Here is a 17,389-nt window from a genome sequence, read left to right on the forward strand (position 1 = left end):
CGCCGACGACCGTGTGCTCGGACTGGCGCAGCTCGGCTTCGACCTGTCGGTGTACGACATCTTCGGCCCCCTCTCGACCGGTGGCGCGCTCGTCCACCGCTCCCGGGCGTGCGGGAGCGGTCACGTTCACAGGGTGCGTTCGAGGCGGTCGGCCATCAGCCTGACGAAGCGCGAGGGGTCGCCCAGCTCGCCGCCCTCGGCCAGCAGCGCCAGATCGTGGAGGAGCTCGGCCGTCTCCTGGAGGCCGGTGCCGTCCTCCTCACCGCGTTCGGCGTGCGCCCTGTTGAGACCACTGACCAGCGTGTGCTCCGGGTTGAGTTCGAGGATGCGCTTGACCTGGGGCACGTCCTGGCCCATGGCGCGGTACATGTTCTCCAGGGCCGGTGTCACGTCGTGCATGTCGGAGACGATGCAGGCGGGCGAGACGGTGAGGCGCGAGGAGAGCCGCACCTCCTTGACGGTCCCGCTCAGCCGGTCGGTCATCCAGCCGAGCAGATCCGCGTACTCCTGCTGCCGGCCCTCGCGCTCGGTGGCGGCCTCCTTCCTCTCCTCCTCGGTGCCGAGGTCGACCTCGCCCTTGGCGACGGACCGCAGTTGCTTGCCGTCGAAGGCGGGCTCCGCCTGGACCCACACCTCGTCGACGGGGTCGGTGAGCAGCAGCACCTCGACGCCCTTGGCGCGGAACGCCTCCATGTGCGGGGAGTTCTCGATGGCCTGCCGGGACTCGCCCGTCAGGTAGAAGATGTGCTCCTGGCCGTCCTTCATCCGCTCCACGTACTGCCGCAGCGTGGTCGGCTCGTCCTTGTCGTGGGTCGTGGCGAAGGACGAGACACCGAGGATCGCCTCGCGGTTCTCGAAGTCGCTCAGCAGCCCCTCCTTGAGGACACGGCCGAACTCCCGCCAGAACGTGGCGTACCGCTCCGGTTCGGCGGACATCATGTCCTTGACCGTCGACAGCACCTTCTTCGCCAGCCGCCGGTGCATCAACTGGATCTGGCGGTCCTGCTGGAGGATCTCGCGCGACACGTTGAGCGACAGGTCCTGCGCGTCGACGACGCCCTTGACGAAGCGCAGGTACGGCGGCATCAGCGCTTCGCAGTCGTCCATGATGAAGACGCGCTTCACATAGAGCTGGATGCCGCGCTGGTAGCCCTGCATGAACAGGTCCTGGGGCGCGTGCGACGGGATGAAGAGCAGCGCCTGGTACTCGAAGGTGCCTTCCGCCTGGAGACGGATGGTCTCCAGCGGGGCGCTCCAGTCGTGGCTGATGTGCTTGTACAGCTCGTGGTACTCGTCGTCGGTCACCTCGTCGCGCGAGCGCGCCCACAGGGCCTTCATCGAGTTGAGCGTCTCGGGATCGCGCGGGGCGTCGTCGGCCCCTTCCGCACCGTCGACGCCGTCGGCCGCCTCGGGAGCCATCCGGACGGGCCAGGTGATGAAGTCCGAGTACCGCTTGACGATCTCCCTGATCTTCCACGGGGAGACGTAGTCGTGGAGCTGGTCATCGCTGTCCTCCGGCTTGAGCCGGAGCGTGACGGCGGTCCCCTGGGGCGCGCTGTCGACGGTCTCGATCGTGTACGTGCCCTCACCCGTCGACGTCCACCGGGTGCCCTGGCTCTCGCCCGCGCGCCGGGTCAGCAGCGTGACCTCGTCGGCCACCATGAAGCTGGAGTAGAACCCGACGCCGAACTGACCGATCAGCCCTTCTGCCGCGGTGGTTCCCTCGGCCTCCTTGAGTTCCCGCAGGAACTTCGCGGTGCCCGAGTTCGCGATGGTCCCGATGAGCTGGACCACTTCGTCGTGAGACATTCCGATGCCGTTGTCCCGCACGGTCAGCGTGCGGGCCTGCCGGTCGGTCTCGATGGCGATGTGGAGGTCGGACACGTCCGCGTCGAGCGAGTCGTCGCGCAGTGCTTCGAGCCGCAACTTGTCGAGCGCGTCGGAGGCGTTGGAGACGAGTTCGCGCAGGAACACGTCCTTGTTCGAGTAGATCGAGTGGATCATCATCTGCAGAAGCTGTCGCGCTTCCACCTGAAACTCGAACGTCTCAGTGGGCATAATCCGTGATTCCTTCTCAGGTCCGCGGTCCGGGAACTGGCCTGAGCACTCTAGATCAGCCGACCCCGTCGGCGCGGCGCCGCCCTCCCTCCGGTCAGCCCGCCACCGCGTATCCGTCGACGATCCAGCCGCCGTCTCTGACCACATGACGGACAGAACTTCTGCTGCTGGTACGAGGGGTCGGGGGTCACCGCGACGGCGGCCGTCGATGCGTCCGCGGTCGCGGGCGGGGCGGTCGCGAGGGCTGCTCCGGAGGCCGGGGCGGCGCTGCCGGCGAGGCCGGGGAGTCGTCGGGCGCGGGTGCGGCGTGCCAACGTGTACTCCCGAATCATGAGTGTGGGCGAGTGGTTGGTACTGCGGTGGTGGTGCGGTTCAGGGGGCGGGCTGCCGGAGCACGGCGACGCCCCGGGGCCGTAGTACGAGGGCGTCTTCCGTCCCGGGACCGACGAGGAGCTCACCGGTCACACCGGGAAGCGGCACCGGCACGTCGCTGCGGTTGACGAAGAAGAGATAGCGGCTCCCGGCGTCGCGGCGTACGACGAGTTCGACCGACCCACGTGCTCCGTATGGGAGTTCGCTGGACACACCGGCCGGTCGGAGCAGCTCCGGCAGCAGTTCGGCCAGGCCTTCGGTGCCCATGCGGGTGGAAACGTACGCGGCCGAGCCTCGGCCTGTCGTACGACGTGTGACCGCCGGGCGGGAGGCGTAGGTGCCACTGCGGTAGCGGGCCAGCACCTCCACGTCCGGCCCGGTGACGGTGATCCGGTCGGTCCACAGGCTGCCGGTCGTCGCGTTGTCGAGACCGACGGTGACGTCGTCGAGCAGCGGCCCGAACTCCTCGATGCGGATCCCGAGCAGCTCGCGCAGGGCGCCGGGGTAGCCGCCGAGCCAGATGTGGTCGTTCTCGTCGACGACGCCGGAGAAGTACGTGGTGACAAGGTGCCCGCCGCCCTCGACATACCGGGTCAGCTCCTGGCCGTACGGCTGCGAGACCACGTGCAGCACGGGAGCGATCACCACATCGTACGAGGAGAGGTCGGTGCCGTGCGCGGGCACCACGTCGGCGCGGATGCCGAGCCGCAGCAGCGCGGAGTACCAGTCGAGGGCCTCGCGGTGGTAGTCGAGCCGTGATGTGGGGTGGGAGTCGTGCTCGCTGGTCCACCACGATTCCCAGTCGAACAGGACGGCCACGCGGGCGGGTTCACGAACGGCTCCGGCGATCGGTGCGAGCGCTTCCAGGGTGCGCCCCAGCTCGGTGACGGAACGGAAGAGTTCGCTGTCGGGACCTGCGTGCGGCACCATCGCCGAGTGGTATTTCTCGGCTCCGGCCGCCGACTGGCGCCACTGGAAGAAGCAGACGGCATCGGCGCCGTGCGCCACATGCAGCAGCGAGTCCTGCGCCAACTCACCAGGTCTCTTGGCCAGGTTGACAGGTTGCCAGTTCACGGCACCGGTGGAGTGCTCCATCAGGAACCACGGGAGGTGGCCTGCGATGCCACTGGTCAGGTTGGCGGAGAAGGACAGCTCGTCACGGTCCTGAGGGCCGGGCACGACATAGTGGTCGTTGGAGACGAAGTCGATCGCTCCCGAGCCCGCCCAGTCCGCGTAGTCCATGCCCTTGGTGCCGCCCATCACCATGAAATTGGTGGTTACCGGCACGTCCGGGGTCAGTTCGCGCAGCACCTCGCGCTCCGCGATCAGATGATCCTTGAGCGCGTCCGACGAGAACCGCTTGAAGTCGAGCTGCTGCGTCGGGTTGGGATGCGAGGCAGCGAGGCGCGGCGGCAGGATCTGGTCCCAGTCGCTGTAGCGCTGGGACCAGAAGGCAGTTCCCCAGGCGTGGTTGAGGGCTTCGATTGTGGTGTAGCGGCGGCGCAGCCAGGCACGGAAGGCGCGGGCGGCGTCGTCGGAGTAGTCGTAGATGTTGTGGCAGCCCAGCTCGTTGTTGACGTGCCAGGCGACCAGGGCAGGGTGTCCGGCGTAGCGCGTGGCCAACTTCCGTACCAGGCGGAGCGCGTGGGTGCGGAAGACCGGTGAGGTGGGCCGCCAGTGCTGGCGCGCGCCCGGCCAGAGCGTCTCACCGGCCGCGGTCACCGGCAGGATCTCCGGGTGGGCGGTGGTGAGCCACGGTGGCGGGGACGCGGTCGCGGTGGCCAGGTCGACGCCGATGCCGCCCGCGTGCAGCAGGTTCATGACCTCGTCGAGCCAGCCGAAGTCCCAAGTTTCTGCGGTTGGCTGGAGACGGGCCCAGGAGAAGATCGCCAGGGAGACGACGTTGACACCGGCCTCGCGCATCAGCCGGACATCTTCCTCCCACACCTCCCGCGGCCACTGCTCGGGGTTGTAGTCGGCGCCGTAGCCGAGGCGTCGGCTGCCGTCGCTGCCCGCCGGGTACGGGAAACGGGAGGTGCGGGGGGAGGTCATGCAGATCCTTCCGAGGTCCGATGATGCGTTGCGCATTGGCGCGAAGGGGGTGAGCCTCCGGGACTCCAGTGGCTACTTCTTCACAGTGAAGCCCTGCTCGGTGCCGTACTTGGCGGACGCGTCCTGCCACGCCTTCAGGCCCTGGGACAGCTTGGTGCCGGAGATGTAGGCCTTGCCGACGGTGTCGTTGAAGATCGAGTTGGCGTAGACCTGGTACGGCAGGTACTTCCAGTCGGCCGGCACGTTCTTCGCGGACTCGGCGAAGATCTTGTTGGCCTTCTGGCCGCCGAAGTACGGGAATTCGGTGCTCTGGAACGCCTCGGACTCCAGGTCCTCGGTGGTCGCGGGGAACGCGCCGTTCTTGATGCGGGTCTGCACACCCGCCCCGGAGTTGGCGTACTCGACGAAGGCGTAGGCGAGTTCCTTGTTCTTGCCGAGTTCGGGGAGCGCGAGCGAGCTGCCGCCGTTCTCCGAGCTGTCCGTCGCTCCCTTGGTCCACTGCGGCAGCGGGGCCACGCGCCAGTCGCCGGAGGCTCCCTCCACGCCGGAGGCGAAGTTGGCGGGCATCCACGCGCCGATGGGCAGTGTGGCGATGGTGCCGTCGCCGAGGCCCTTGTACCAGTCGTCGCTCCATCCGACGATTGGCGAGACGAGCTTCTCGTCGATGAGCTTCTGCCAGGTCTCGGTGTACTTCTTCGCGCCGGCGTCGGTGAAGTCGATGCCGACCTCGGTGCCGTCGACCTTGTACGGGTGCGCACCGGCCTGCCACAGAAGGCTGGTGGTCAGGCCCGCGTCGCCGAGGTCGCTGGTGATGTACGCCTTCGGGTCCGCCTTGTGCAGCTTGCGGGCCGCCTCGACGTAGTCGTCCCATGTCGTCGGGACGGCGATCTCGTACTTGTCGAAGACCTTCTTGTTGTAGAAGAGCGCCATCGGTCCCGAGTCCATCGGCAGTCCGTAGATGCCGTCACCGGCCTGCACCGCGTTCCACGGGCCGGGTGAGTACGCGTCGGCCAGCTTCTCGGCGCCGTACGGCTCGAGGTCGGTGACCGACTTGGTCAGCGCGTACTGGCTGAGGGCGTAGTACTCGATCTGCGCGACGTCGGGGACGCCCTTCTTGGCGGAGATCGCGTTCTGCAGGGCCTTGTACTGGTCGTTGTTGGTGCCCGCGTTGACCAGTTCGATGTCGACCTTCGGATACTTCTTCTCGAAGTCGGCGGCGACCTGCTTCAGGGTGGGCTCCCACGCCCATACGGTGACGGTGCCGCCCTTCTTCAGCGCGGCCTGGATGTCGGCCGAGCCGACCTTTTCCTGTCCGGAGTCGTCGTTGCCGGAGCCGCCGCAGGCGGTCGCCCCGAGGGCGAGGGCGCAGACGAGACCGATGCCGCGCAGCAGGCGGCGGGGGTGCTTGGGCATGGCGATTCTTCCACTTCGTCGTGGTCCTGCAGGGGGATGTGAGAAACGGTGAAGACCGGGGTTGCTGATCGGGACCTCCTTGCCGCGCCTATTCCTTGACGCTTCCGGCGGCGAGGCCGGACTGCCAGTACTTCTGGAGCAGCAGGAACGCGGCGATCAGCGGCACGATGGTGATCAGCGAGCCGGTGATGACCAGGTTGAACACGACCTCGCCGCCGGCCGCGTACGCCTGTTTGTTCCACGCGTCGAGTCCGACGGTCAGTGGGTACCAGTCGGGGTCCTTCAGCATGATCAGCGGCAGGAAGTAGTTGTTCCACGTCGCGACCGTGGTGAAGAGCAGAACGGTGACCGTGCCGGGCGCGAGCAGTGGCAGGGCCACCCGGAAGAAGGTGCGCAGTTCGCTCGCGCCGTCGATGCGGGCGGCCTCCATCAGTTCGGTGGGGATGGCCTCAGTGGCGAACACCCACATCAGGTACAGGCCGAACGGCGAGATCAGGGAGGGGATGATGACCGCCCACGGGGTGTCGGTCAGGCCGATCTTGCTGAACATGAGGAAGGTCGGGACGGCGAGCGCCGTGGTCGGCACCGCGACCGCGCCGATGACGACCGCGAACACGGCGCGCTTGCCCGGGAAGGAGAACTTGGCGAGCGCGTACCCGCCGAGGACGGCGAGGAAGGTGGCTCCGCCCGCGCCCACCACCACGTACAGCAGGGTGTTGAGGAGCCAGCGCCCGAAGACGCCGTCCTGGTACGTGAAGGTCCGGGTGATGTTGTCCCACAGGGCGAAGTCCCCGTCGAACCACAGGCCGAACGAGCGCCCCAGGCCCCGTTGTGTCTTGGTGGCGCTGATCAGCAGCCACAACAGTGGTACGAGGCTGTAGAGCAGGACAACGACGGCGAGCACGGTCAGCAGGACACTGCGCCTTGGGCGTCCCGGGGTGTGGCGGCGCGGGGCGCGAAGGCGCGGGGCGGCGGACTTCGGCGGTACCGCTGTGGAGCGGGAGGCGGCGGGGACGGTGGTGCTCGGTCCAGTCATTGGGCTCACGCTCCCTTGCGCATGCCGCGCAACTGGACGGCATAGGCGACGACCATGGTGATCACGCCCATGACGATGGCGACCGTCGCTGAGTAGTTGTGCTGCTGGCCGGAGAAGGACAGCGAGTACGTGTAGTAGTTCGGGGTGTAGTCGGTGGTGATCGCGTTCGGTGCCAGCTTCTGGAGGATGGCGGGCTCGTTGAAGAGCTGGAAGCTGCCGATGATCGAGAAGATGGTGGCGATGACGAGCGCGCCGCGGATGGCCGGCAGCTTGATCGCCGAGATGACGCGCCACTGACCCGCGCCGTCGATCTCCGCCGCCTCGTACAGCGAGTGCGGGACGACTCGCAGCGCGGCGAAGAAGATCAACATGTTGTAGCCGACGAATTCCCAGGTCACGATGTTGCCGATGGACGCCAGGATCAGGTCCGGGGAGAGCGGGTCGGGCAGCTTCACGCCGAACGCCTCGTTGATGTCGCCGACCAGGCCGAAGCGGGTGCCGTAGATGAAGCCCCACATGAGGGAGGCGACGACGGCGGGCACCGCGTACGGCAGGAAGACGGCTATCCGGAAGAAGTCCTTGCCGTAGAGGCGACCGCTGTCGAGGGCGAGCGCGATCAGCAGAGCGAGGCCCAGCATGATCGGCACCTGGATCAGGAGGAAGAGGCCGACGCGGCCTACACCTTCCCAGAACTGACCGTCCTGAAGGGCCTGTTGGTAGTTGTCGAGGCCCACGAAGGTGGTACCGCCGATGATCCGGGTCCTGAACAGGCTCAAATAGACCGAGTATCCGAGCGGCGCCAGGAAGGCCAGTGCGAAGACGAGGACGAAGGGGCCGATGAACCCCCATCCCGTCCACGAGCGGCGTGCCCGTCGCACCGGTGGTCCGGCCGGGCGGGGCCCTGTGGCCGCCGACGGTTGCAGCGTCGTCATCTCGCGTCCTCGCTCCTACGTCCCTCGCGGGTGCTGACCCTGATGTTTGCGTAACCATTCCGGCGTGCAAGGAACCGACGACTGTTATGGTTACGTAAACATCCGGTGGCGGCATGTCTACACCGCCCCGTTGATCACGGTCAAGAGTCTGTCGCCCGGTATACGAACGGGGCAGTTGGTGAAAGAGAGGGACGGTGGGAGCAGCGGACAGCGCCCCGGCGCGGGGCGGGAGCAGCGGCCGGCGCCGGGCACAGAGCGCGTCGATGGCAGACGTCGCCCGGGTCGCGGGGGTCTCCTCGCAGACGGTGTCCCGCGTCGCCAACGGCTTCCCCGGCGTCAACGAGGAGACGCGGCAACGGGTGCTCGCGGCGATGAAGGAACTCGGCTACCGGCCCAACAGCGCGGCCCGTGCGCTGAAGCGGGGCGAGTTCCGCACGATTGGCGTGATCACGTTCACTCTGTCCACGACGGGGAACATGCGCACGCTGGAGGCCATCGCGACCTCGGCCGCGCAGGAGGGGTACTCGGTCACGCTTCTGCCGGTCGCGGTCCCCACCCAGGACGAAGTGCGCGGCGCCTTCTCACGGTTGGGCGAGCTGGCGGTGGACGCGGTCATCGTCATCATGGAGGTCCATCTGCTCGACTCGGCAAGCCTGTCGCTGCCGCCGCATGTGAAGATCGTGGTCGCGGACTCGGATGCCGGGGACCGGTACGCGGTCGTCGACACGGACCAGGCGGGCGGCACACGGGACGCCGTGCGGCACCTGCTGGACCTCGGGCACCGAACGGTGTGGCACCTCGCCGGACCGGAGGCGTCGTTCGCGGCGCAGCGCCGAACGGACGCCTGGCGCAGCACACTTGAGGAGGCGGGCCGCGTGCCCCCGCCCCTCGTGCGCGGCGACTGGTCGGCGGAGTCCGGCTACCGGGCCGGCCTCCAGCTGGCCGAACAGGCCGACTGCACCGCGGTGTTCGCCGCCAACGACCAGATGGCGCTCGGCCTGCTGCGGGCCCTCCACGAGCGCGGCCGCAAGGTCCCCGAGGACGTCTCGGTCATCGGCTTCGACGACATCCCGGATTCGGGCTCGTTCCTGCCGCCGCTGACCACGGTCCACCAGGACTTCGCCGAAGTCGGCCGGCGCTGCGTGGAGAGCGCCCTGCGCCAGGTGCGGCAGGGCGAGGCGGAGCGGGGAACGACTCTGGTGCCGACACGGCTCGTGGTCCGGGACAGCACGGCGCACGCACTCGGCTGACGGTGCGGCCGACATCCGTGCTTCCTCGACAACCGTCGCTCCGGTGACCGGCGGGCGTGCTTCACACCGCCCGGACAACGGCCCGGGCCGCCTCGGCAAGCGGTGTGATCTCGGCCGCGACTGCCTCCGGGTCGGCGGCCACGGCGACGTGGGACACGTGGTCCGGTCCCGGATGCGAGATCCGGCCGGCCGGCGGCGGCGAGGTGATGCGGATGGTACCCACGATGCCGGTGATGCGGTGGGCATCGGCGTCCACGGATGGGCCTATCTTGAATGGTATGCAGTTCTACACAATCGGCCAGGCCGCCCGGCTCCTCGGCGTGAGCCCCGACACCGCACGTCGCTGGGCCGACGCCGGCCGGATGTCCACCCATCGGGACGAGGGCGGGCGACGGCTCATCGAGGGGAGGGATCTCGCCGAGTTCTCCGTGGAGCTGGCCAAGGGCGGTGGCGGCGAGGAGGACACCTCGTACACCTCGGTCCGCAATGCCTTCCCCGGGATCGTCACCGCGGTGAAGCTCGGCGATGTCGCCGCCCAGGTGGAGATCCAGGCCGGCCCGCACCGGCTGGTGTCGCTGCTGACGCGGGAGGCTGTGGAGGAGCTGGGGCTGGAGGTCGGAATGGAGGCCACGGCCCGGGTCAAGTCGACGAATGTGCACATCGACCGCGTCTGACCGCGGCGCGGGGCCGGTGCCCGTCGGGTCGGAGCGTGAGCAGTTCCTCGTAGAAGCCGCCGAACTCCCGCTCCCGGTCGACGAGATGGATCTCCAGGATCCAGCGGCGGCGTCCGGCCTTGTCGGTGCGGCGCATCGGGGTGCCGGCAGGACGAGCTGGGCGCCCACGCGGTCGAGCGGCGTGCCGTCGACCGTGGTGGCGAGCAGTACGGGCGCGCGGCCGAAGTCGGGGTCGATCTCCGCCCAGGACAGCAGGGCGTGGTGGCCGTCCGCGCCGGACACCGCGATCAAAAAGCGCAGGCGGTCCTTGCGGCGGTCGAGGTCGGAGACGGGACCGGCCGCCGACAGGGCGTCGTGCAGGAGCGGCCCGGTGAAGCGGTGGTGCTGGATGCCGCTGGTGGCGCACGCGAAGCTGACGTCGGCCTCGTGCTGCGGCCAGGCGTGCAGGTCGGCCACGGTCAGGCGGACCGGACGGGACAGATCGCCGGCGAGAGCGAATTGCGCCACCCCGTCCGCCGCTGCGGGGGGCCGGCTCACGGGCTACCACCTCCCGGAGGCCCGTACCCGGACACCCGGCCTGCACAGACGCACATGCAATCCACAAAGATCCATGAGCCTGCTCATGCAAAGCAGGAGATGACTTTCCCTTCGCATCTGCGGCAGTATCATCAGCGCTGGCGGATGTCCGGGCCGGGCCGTTCCGGGCGCGGCGACGGTCAGCCGCGAGTCGGCTGAGGAACTGAAGCCGCAGCCCGGTGTTCCGGCGGTTGCCGTGGTCGGGTCGGCCGACGTGGTCGTCGACAGACCGTAGATGTGATGTGTCCGTCAGGACCAGAGGGAGTGGACCCGTGACAACCCGTACCGCGCGCCGGACCCGCCGGACCCTGCAGGCGGCCGGTGCGGGCACCGCCGCGCTGCTTGCCCTGAGCGCCTGCTCCTCGTCGGCGAAGTCGGACTCCTCCGCCCCGTCCTCCTCGTCCGGCAAGCTGTCCGGCACGGTGACCGTGTTCGCCGCGGCCTCGCTGAAGGAGAGCTTCACAACCCTGGGCAAGGAGTTCGAGAAGCAACACCCGGGTACGAAGGTGACTTTCAGCTTCGGCGGCAGCGACTCGCTCGCCGCGAGCATCACCGGCGGCGCACCGGCCGATGTGTTCGCTGCGGCCAGCCCCAGGACGATGAAGATCGTCACCGATGCGGGAGACGTCTCCGGCACTCCCGCCACCTTCGTTCGCAACCAGCTGGAGATCGCAACGCTGCCGGGCAACCCCGACAGGATCGCCTCTCTCAAGGACCTCACCGGATCGGGCCTGAAGGTCGTGCTCTGCGCCGAGGAAGTGCCGTGCGGCGCCGCCACCCAGAAGGCCCTGGACGCCAGCGGTCTCAAGCTCACCCCGGTCTCGTACGAGCAGGACGTCAGGAGCGCCCTGACCAAGGTCGAGCTGAAGGAGGCCGACGCGGCGGTCGTGTACAAGACCGACGTGAAGGCGGCCGGTGACGAGGTGGAGGGCGTGGAGTTCCCCGAATCGGCCGGCGCCGTCAACGACTATCCGATCGCCCTGCTCAAGGATGCCCCCAACGCGGAGGCCTCCAAGGCATTCATCGACCTGGTGCAGTCCGCCGAGGGTCAGAAGGTCCTGTCCGGGGCCGGGTTCCTGAAGCCGTGACCGCGACCGCGAAGTCCGACGCCGCGACCGGCACCCTCCGGGGTGGGGCACGGCGTCGGCGTGTCCGGGCGGGGGGCGGCCGCGGCGCTCCGCTTCCTCTGCTGGTACCCGCGCTGATCGGCCTGGCGTTCCTGGTGGTGCCGCTGATCGCCCTGCTCGTACGGGCCCCGTGGCGCAGCATGCCCGAACTGCTGGCCAGCGCCGAGGTGTGGCAGGCGCTACGGCTGTCCCTGATCTGTGCCACCGCCGCCACCGCCGTGAGCCTGGTCTTCGGGGTGCCGCTGGCCTGGCTGCTGGCCCGGGTCGAGTTCCGCGGTCGCGGCCTCGTACGCGCTCTTGTGACGCTCCCGCTGGTCCTGCCGCCGGTCGTGGGCGGTGTGGCGCTGCTGACGGCGCTCGGCCGCAACGGCATCGTCGGGCAGTGGCTGGACTCCTGGTTCGGCGTCACCCTGCCGTTCACCACGGCGGGGGTCGTGGTCGCGGAAGCCTTCGTGGCGATGCCGTTCCTCGTCATCAGTGTCGAGGCAACGCTGCGGGCCGCCGATCCGCGTTACGAGGAGGCGGCGACCACGCTGGGCGCGTCCCGCTTCACCGCGTTCTGCCGGGTGACGCTCCCGCTGATCGCGCCGGGCATCGCGGCGGGTGCGGTGCTGGCGTGGGCCCGCGCGCTCGGCGAGTTCGGCGCGACCATCACCTTCGCCGGCAACTTCCCCGGCCGTACGCAGACCATGCCCCTCGCCGTCTACCTCGCTCTGCAGAGCGACCCGGAGGCGGCGATCGCCCTCAGCCTGGTGCTGCTGGCGGTGTCCGTCGCGGTGCTGGCCGGGCTGCGCGACCGTTGGATGACCGCCGGATGACCAGGAACCACAACCGTTGGACGATCGCCGCATGACCGAGACCCACGCCCTCCGTGCCGGCACCGGAACCGACGGGCTCGACGCCCGGCTCGTGGTGGACCGCGGCGCCTTCCGGCTCGACGTGGCGCTGGCCGTCGCGCCCGGCGAGGTCGTCGCCCTGCTCGGTCCGAACGGCGCCGGCAAGACCACGGCCCTGCGCGCACTGGCCGGCCTGACCCCACTCACCGGCGGCCACCTGCGGCTGGACGGCGCGGCACTGGAGCGTACGCCGCCGGAGTCCCGGCCGGTCGGCGTCGTCTTCCAGGACTACCTCCTCTTCCCCCACCTGACCGCCCTGGACAATGTGGCGTTCGGGCCGCGCTGCCAGGGGGCGACCAAGGCAGAGGCGCGGGCACATGCCGCCCAGTGGCTCGACCGCCTGGGTCTCGCGGATCACTCCCGCGCCAAGCCCCGGCGGCTCTCCGGCGGCCAGGCGCAGCGCGTCGCGCTGGCCCGCGCCCTCGCCACCCGGCCTCGGCTGCTCCTCCTCGACGAACCCCTCGCCGCACTCGATGCCCGGACCCGCCTGGAGGTACGCACCCAACTCCGGCGCCACCTGGCCGAGTTCGAGGCCGTCGCCGTACTCGTCACGCACGACCCGCTCGACGCGATGGTCCTCGCCGACCGTCTGGTCGTCGTCGAGCACGGCGAAGTCGTCCAGGAGGGCAGCCCCTCCGACATCGCCCGCCACCCCCGTACGGACTACATCGCGCAACTCGTCGGTCTCAACCTCCACCGAGGCCACGCAAACGGCCACACGGTCCGTCTGGACACCGGCCCCGCCATCACCACCGCGGAGGTACTGTCCGGACCGGTCTTCGTGGCGTTCCCCCCCAGCGCCATCACCCTCCACCGCAACCGCCCCACCGGCTCCAGCGCCCGCAACGTCTGGCACTGCGAGGTCGCCGGTCTGGAGATCCACGGCGACCAGATCCGCGCCGCCCTCACCGGCGACCTCCCCCTCGCCGCCGACCTCACCACGGTCGCCGCCGCCGAACTGGACCTGCACCCGGGTGCGGAGGTCTGGGCGACGGTGAAGGCGGCACAGACCCACGCGTACCGCGTCTGAGCACGCGCCCGGAGTGTGCGCCGGCGATGCGGTCACGTGTGAATCGGATCGAGGTGGGCCTCGATCGCGACGCCACGCACAGTTCGACCAGGACGACCGCAACGACCGTACCGGCCACGGCTGTCACCGCGTGCTGCCGGGCGAAGCAAAGCTGGGCGCCGGGGCCCGACGCGGCTCGGGCGGCCACCCGGCGGCCTTCGGAACGCTCTTCCCACACCCGGGATGGTGGCTCCGCGCACACCTGGCCCGAGAACTATGGTGTCCCACCACATACGCCCCTGACCTGCCCGTTCCTACGGTGTGGCGACACGGAACCGTCCCCGCCCACCGTCCGGAAGTGGTACCCATGGCCGCCCCAGCAACCTCCCCGCCAGCACCCTCGAACCTCAGGCGTATCGTCGCCGCAAGCCTCATCGGGACCACCATCGAGTGGTACGACTTCTTCCTGTACGGGTCAGCCGCCGCGCTGGTCTTCAACAAGTTGTTCTTCCCCGAGTCCGACCCTCTCGTCGGAACGCTCCTGTCCTTCCTCACGTACGCGGTCGGCTTCGCAGCCCGGCCGCTCGGTGCCCTGGTGTTCGGGCACTACGGCGACCGGCTCGGTCGCAAGAAGCTGCTGGTGCTCAGTCTGCTGATGATGGGCGGAGCGACGTTCGCCATCGGGCTGTTGCCGACGCATGCCACGGTCGGGTCCGCCGCCCCCGTACTGCTCACCGTTCTGCGGCTGGTGCAGGGCTTCGCGCTCGGGGGTGAGTGGGGCGGGGCCGTGCTGCTGGTGTCGGAGCACGGGGATGCCCGGCGGCGCGGCTTCTGGGCCTCCTGGCCGCAGACGGGAGCGCCGGCCGGTCAGTTGCTCGCCACCGGGGTGCTCGCCGCGCTCACCGCGCTGATGTCGGAGTCCGCATTCGGCGCATGGGGCTGGCGAATCCCCTTCCTGCTCTCCGGTGTCCTGGTGATCGTCGGCTTGTGGATTCGGCTCTCTGTCGATGAATCACCGGTCTTCAAGGCCGCGCTCGCGCAGGCCGAGGACCGCCGCTCCGCTGCCGGGGCGGCGGAGAAGATGCCCCTCGTCTCCGTGCTGCAGCACCACTGGCGCGATGTGCTGATCGCCATGGGCGCCAGGATGGCGGAGAACATCAGCTACTACGTCATCACGGCGTTCGTGCTCGTCTACGCGACCACAGCAGCGGATCTGAGCAAGCAGACGGCGCTCAACGCGGTGCTCATCGCCTCGGCCGTCCACTTCGCGGTCATTCCGATGTGGGGCGCGCTTTCGGACCGGGTCGGGCGCAAGCCGGTCTATCTGGCCGGAGCGATCGGTGTAGGAGTGTGGACGTTCCCGTTCTTCGCGCTGATCGACACGCGGAACTTCGGAAGCGTGCTGCTCGCCGTCACCGTCGGGCTCGTCTTCCACGGGGCGATGTACGCACCGCAGGCGGCCTTCTTCTCGGAAATGTTCGCGACCCGGATGCGGTACTCGGGCGCCTCGATCGGCGCGCAGTTCTCGTCGGTCGCGGCCGGTGCCCCGGCGCCGCTCATCGCCACCGCGCTGCTCGCGGACTTCGGCAGTTCGACGCCCATCTCGCTGTACGTCATCGCCGCGGTGCTGATCACCCTGCTGGCGGTCGCCTGCGCCAGGGAGACCAGGCACCGGGATCTCACGGACATCGAGGGGACCGCGGCCGCCCCGGACGCGTCCGGAGCCCTGCCGGCGGACGCCCGTACCGTCTGAGCACGGTCCGCCGGGCGGGCCGGCAGACCCGGCTCGCCCGGCGGGCAGCGGTTGTCACTGCTGTGCAGTGCGTTCGAACCAGGTGGGTTCGTCGGTCATGGACTGCTTGATCCTGAACAGCGCGAACTCGTTCAGCGGGGGCAGCGCGTCCACCGGGAACCAGCCCACCTCCAGCGACTCGTCGTCGTTGACGCGTGCCTCGCCGCCGGTCGCCCGGCAGCGGAAGGTGACATCGAGGTACTGGCAGCGGTCGCCGTTCGCGTACTGCACGGGCTCCAGAGCCTGGGTGAGGACCACCCGCTCCGCCACGCAGTGCACGGCGGTCTCTTCGAACACCTCGCGCTCCGCGGTCGTCGCCGGCTGCTCGCCGGGCTCGCAGATGCCGCCGATGACCGACCATTTGCCGGTGTCGGAGCGGCGTCCGAGCAGCACTCTGCCCTCGTCGTCGAAGACGATGGCGGTGACTCCCGGCAGCAGGAGCAGCTGTTGGCCGGCGGTGGCGCGGATCTCGCGGATGAAATCAGGAGTAGCCATGGTCCGACCCTACGCGGCGCGGCCGGTGGGTCACCGGCTGCGCCGACTCCGCACCGACCGGACGGCGACCAGGCCGAGCCCGGCCACGGCGATCAGCACGAGCACCCCTTCGGGGAGCGTGCCCATCCTGGTCGCGGGCGTCAGCGAGGACCTCAGCGGGACCTCTTCCACCAGCGCGTCCGGGGTGAACATCTTCGTCTGCTGGACAATTTTCCCGTCCGGACGGATGACGGCACTGACCCCGCTGGTGACGGGGACGACTACGGACCGGCCGTGCTCGACGGCCCGCACCCTGGACATGGCCAGCTGCTGATAGGTCATCTCGCTGCGGCCGAAGGTGGCGTTGTTGCTCGGTACGGCGATCAGCTGGCCGCCGTGCATGACGGTGTCCCGTACGGCGTCGTCGAACGCGGCCTCGTAGCAGGTCACGAGCCCCACGTCGGTCCCCGCCAGGTCGAAGACGCCGACCTTCTTCCCGGGTCCGAAGTCGCGCTGCACCCGGTCCACGTCCGAGCTGAAGATCCGTGCGACGGAACGCATCGGTATGTACTCGCCGAACGGCTGGATGTGGCGCTTGTCGTACGTGTCGACCGGGCCCTTGTCCGGATCCCACTGGATGAGGGTGTTACGCAGCTTCCCGGTGTCGGGCTCGACCACCGCCCCGATCACGGTGGGCACGCCGATCGCCTTCACCGCTTCGTCGATCACGATCCGGGCGTCGGCGTTCCGGTACGGGTCGAGGTCGGAGGAGTTCTCGGGCCACAGGACGAAGTCGGGCTGCGGGACCTTGCCCTCCTTCACCTCCCGGGCGAGCTGCTCCGTGCGGCGCGCGTGGTTGTCCAGGACGGCACGGCGCTGGGCGTTGAAGTCGAGTCCGAGCCGCGGCACATTGCCCTGGATCGCGGCGACGGTCGCGGTGCCGTCCTCCGCCGAGTCGTCGACGAGGGGCAGCGCGGCGACTGCTCCGGCGACGGGCACCAGGACGGTCGCGGCCGCGGCGGCGACGGCCGCCCCCGGCAGGGTGCCCGTACGGCGGTAGGCGCGGAACTGGCGTACCGCTTCGCAGAGACCGAAGCCGCAGAGCACCACCGCGAAGGAGAGCAGTGGCGTGCCCCCCACGGCCGCGAGCGGCAGGAACACACTGTCCGCCTGTCCGAACGCGATCTTCCCCCACGGGAAACCGCCGAACGGCACGCGCGCCCGGACCGCCTCGTCGAGTACCCAGACCGCGGCGGCCCACACCGGCCACCAGGCGAGGCGGCTGACGGCGGCGATCCCGATGCAGCCGACCGCGATGAACAGCGCCTCGGCGGCGGCGAGGGCCAGCCACGGCACCGGGCCGACCTCCTCGCCGGTCCAGTGCAGCAGCGGCAGCATGAAGCCCAGTCCGGCGAGGAGGCCGAGCCCGAAGCCGGCGCGGAGCCGTCTTCGGTGCAGCACCCAGCCGAGCAGGGCGAAACCGGGCAGGACCAGCCACCACAGGGGGCGCGGCGGGAAGCTCAGATACAGCAGTACTCCCGCGATCACGGCGGCGGCGGGCCGCAGGAGGCGTCGTGTCCGGGACACGGGGGATGAGGCCGGCTGCGCGGCTTCGACTTGGGTGATGGTGGCGCTCACCCGGCGGAGTCTACGGTGGCCGGCTGTGACTCCGGCAGCCCCGCCCGGGTGGTTGAATCGTTCGTGCCGGATCGTTCGGGCGTATTCCCG

The 17,389-nt window shown here is 69.5% G+C and carries 14 protein-coding genes and 2 pseudogenes; 6 read left to right on the plus strand and 10 right to left on the minus strand.

Annotation, left to right across the window (positions count from 1 at the left end):
* Nucleotides 1-126 precede the first annotated feature (126 nt).
* The 5 genes from htpG to ACWCQ6_RS21535 all read right to left on the minus strand — a co-directional run bounded on the left by htpG (nucleotide 127) and on the right by ACWCQ6_RS21535 (nucleotide 7,863).
* Entirely contained in the window at nucleotides 127-2,058 is a 1,932-nt protein-coding gene (gene htpG, locus ACWCQ6_RS21515) for a molecular chaperone HtpG (RefSeq protein ID WP_451091435.1), read from the minus strand.
* A gap of 372 nt (nucleotides 2,059-2,430) precedes the next feature.
* The gene (locus ACWCQ6_RS21520) at nucleotides 2,431-4,482 is read right to left on the minus strand and encodes a beta-galactosidase (RefSeq protein ID WP_451091437.1); all 2,052 of its coding nucleotides are present in this window, start codon (nucleotides 4,480-4,482) and stop codon (nucleotides 2,431-2,433) included.
* Between the two features lie 72 nt (nucleotides 4,483-4,554).
* Entirely contained in the window at nucleotides 4,555-5,895 is a 1,341-nt protein-coding gene (locus ACWCQ6_RS21525) for an ABC transporter substrate-binding protein (protein ID WP_451091439.1), read from the minus strand.
* An 88-nt stretch (nucleotides 5,896-5,983) separates the two neighbouring features.
* Entirely contained in the window at nucleotides 5,984-6,931 is a 948-nt protein-coding gene (locus ACWCQ6_RS21530) for a carbohydrate ABC transporter permease (protein ID WP_451091441.1), read from the minus strand.
* Nucleotides 6,932-6,936: 5 nt separating this feature from the next.
* Entirely contained in the window at nucleotides 6,937-7,863 is a 927-nt protein-coding gene (locus ACWCQ6_RS21535; RefSeq protein WP_451091443.1) for a carbohydrate ABC transporter permease, read from the minus strand.
* 263 nt (nucleotides 7,864-8,126) lie between these two features.
* Between ACWCQ6_RS21535 and ACWCQ6_RS21540 the strand changes: the two genes are divergently transcribed.
* The gene (locus tag ACWCQ6_RS21540) at nucleotides 8,127-9,113 is read left to right on the plus strand and encodes a LacI family DNA-binding transcriptional regulator (RefSeq protein WP_451091445.1); all 987 of its coding nucleotides are present in this window, start codon (nucleotides 8,127-8,129) and stop codon (nucleotides 9,111-9,113) included.
* Nucleotides 9,114-9,174: 61 nt separating this feature from the next.
* On the opposite strand, the gene ACWCQ6_RS21545 is transcribed toward ACWCQ6_RS21540, so the two are convergent.
* Nucleotides 9,175-9,369: a hypothetical protein gene (locus ACWCQ6_RS21545; RefSeq protein ID WP_451091447.1), complete on the minus strand. Its 195-nt coding sequence runs from the start codon at nucleotides 9,367-9,369 to the stop codon at nucleotides 9,175-9,177.
* A 22-nt stretch (nucleotides 9,370-9,391) separates the two neighbouring features.
* Here ACWCQ6_RS21545 and ACWCQ6_RS21550 point away from each other — a divergent pair, with 22 nt between their 5' ends.
* Complete coding sequence (locus ACWCQ6_RS21550; RefSeq protein WP_451091449.1) at nucleotides 9,392-9,787, plus strand: TOBE domain-containing protein; 396 nt, start codon at nucleotides 9,392-9,394, stop codon at nucleotides 9,785-9,787.
* 31 nt (nucleotides 9,788-9,818) lie between these two features.
* Here the strand turns inward: ACWCQ6_RS21550 and ACWCQ6_RS21555 are convergent.
* Both ACWCQ6_RS21555 and ACWCQ6_RS21560 read right to left on the minus strand, forming a co-directional pair.
* Nucleotides 9,819-9,929 (minus strand): annotated as a pseudogene (locus ACWCQ6_RS21555) (M24 family metallopeptidase); the annotation flags it as partial.
* Nucleotides 9,914-10,294 (minus strand): annotated as a pseudogene (locus ACWCQ6_RS21560) (molybdopterin-dependent oxidoreductase); the annotation flags it as partial. The pseudogenes ACWCQ6_RS21560 and ACWCQ6_RS21555, both read right to left, overlap by 16 nt.
* Before the next feature lie 341 nt (nucleotides 10,295-10,635).
* On the opposite strand from ACWCQ6_RS21560, the gene modA reads away from it, so the two are divergent.
* From modA to ACWCQ6_RS21580, 4 genes are all read left to right on the plus strand, one after another.
* Nucleotides 10,636-11,451 (plus strand): molybdate ABC transporter substrate-binding protein, encoded by an 816-nt coding sequence (gene modA / locus ACWCQ6_RS21565; RefSeq protein ID WP_451091451.1) that lies wholly within the window; start codon nucleotides 10,636-10,638, stop codon nucleotides 11,449-11,451.
* Complete coding sequence (gene modB, locus ACWCQ6_RS21570; protein ID WP_451091453.1) at nucleotides 11,448-12,308, plus strand: molybdate ABC transporter permease subunit; 861 nt, start codon at nucleotides 11,448-11,450, stop codon at nucleotides 12,306-12,308. Before modA ends, modB begins: the two co-directional genes overlap by 4 nt.
* Nucleotides 12,309-12,339: 31 nt before the next feature.
* Nucleotides 12,340-13,416, plus strand: coding sequence for an ABC transporter ATP-binding protein (locus ACWCQ6_RS21575; RefSeq protein WP_451091455.1), 1,077 nt, complete (start codon nucleotides 12,340-12,342; stop codon nucleotides 13,414-13,416).
* 346 nt (nucleotides 13,417-13,762) lie between these two features.
* Complete coding sequence (locus tag ACWCQ6_RS21580; RefSeq protein ID WP_451091457.1) at nucleotides 13,763-15,148, plus strand: MFS transporter; 1,386 nt, start codon at nucleotides 13,763-13,765, stop codon at nucleotides 15,146-15,148.
* Between the two features lie 54 nt (nucleotides 15,149-15,202).
* On the opposite strand, the gene ACWCQ6_RS21585 is transcribed toward ACWCQ6_RS21580, so the two are convergent.
* Both ACWCQ6_RS21585 and lnt read right to left on the minus strand, forming a co-directional pair.
* Nucleotides 15,203-15,682 (minus strand): NUDIX hydrolase, encoded by a 480-nt coding sequence (locus ACWCQ6_RS21585; RefSeq protein ID WP_451091459.1) that lies wholly within the window; start codon nucleotides 15,680-15,682, stop codon nucleotides 15,203-15,205.
* Nucleotides 15,683-15,712: 30 nt separating this feature from the next.
* The gene (gene lnt / locus ACWCQ6_RS21590; RefSeq protein ID WP_451091461.1) at nucleotides 15,713-17,299 is read right to left on the minus strand and encodes an apolipoprotein N-acyltransferase; all 1,587 of its coding nucleotides are present in this window, start codon (nucleotides 17,297-17,299) and stop codon (nucleotides 15,713-15,715) included.
* Between the last annotated feature and the right edge of the window lie 90 nt (nucleotides 17,300-17,389).

The sequence above is a fragment of the Streptomyces sp. NPDC001880 genome (assembly GCF_053594575.1).

What these genes read in the sequence shown, in the direction of transcription:
- ACWCQ6_RS21525 (WP_451091439.1), bottom strand. Translation starts at nt 5,895, where the DNA reads ATGCCCAAGCACCCCCGCCGCCTGCTGCGCGGCATCGGTCTCGTCTGC.
- ACWCQ6_RS21550 (WP_451091449.1), top strand. Translation starts at nt 9,392, where the DNA reads ATGCAGTTCTACACAATCGGCCAGGCCGCCCGGCTCCTCGGCGTGAGC.
- ACWCQ6_RS21580 (WP_451091457.1), top strand. Translation starts at nt 13,763, where the DNA reads ATGGCCGCCCCAGCAACCTCCCCGCCAGCACCCTCGAACCTCAGGCGT.
- htpG (WP_451091435.1), bottom strand. Translation starts at nt 2,058, where the DNA reads ATGCCCACTGAGACGTTCGAGTTTCAGGTGGAAGCGCGACAGCTTCTG.
- ACWCQ6_RS21535 (WP_451091443.1), bottom strand. Translation starts at nt 7,863, where the DNA reads ATGACGACGCTGCAACCGTCGGCGGCCACAGGGCCCCGCCCGGCCGGA.
- ACWCQ6_RS21575 (WP_451091455.1), top strand. Translation starts at nt 12,340, where the DNA reads ATGACCGAGACCCACGCCCTCCGTGCCGGCACCGGAACCGACGGGCTC.
- ACWCQ6_RS21530 (WP_451091441.1), bottom strand. Translation starts at nt 6,931, where the DNA reads ATGACTGGACCGAGCACCACCGTCCCCGCCGCCTCCCGCTCCACAGCG.
- ACWCQ6_RS21585 (WP_451091459.1), bottom strand. Translation starts at nt 15,682, where the DNA reads ATGGCTACTCCTGATTTCATCCGCGAGATCCGCGCCACCGCCGGCCAA.
- ACWCQ6_RS21520 (WP_451091437.1), bottom strand. Translation starts at nt 4,482, where the DNA reads ATGACCTCCCCCCGCACCTCCCGTTTCCCGTACCCGGCGGGCAGCGAC.
- ACWCQ6_RS21540 (WP_451091445.1), top strand. Translation starts at nt 8,127, where the DNA reads ATGGCAGACGTCGCCCGGGTCGCGGGGGTCTCCTCGCAGACGGTGTCC.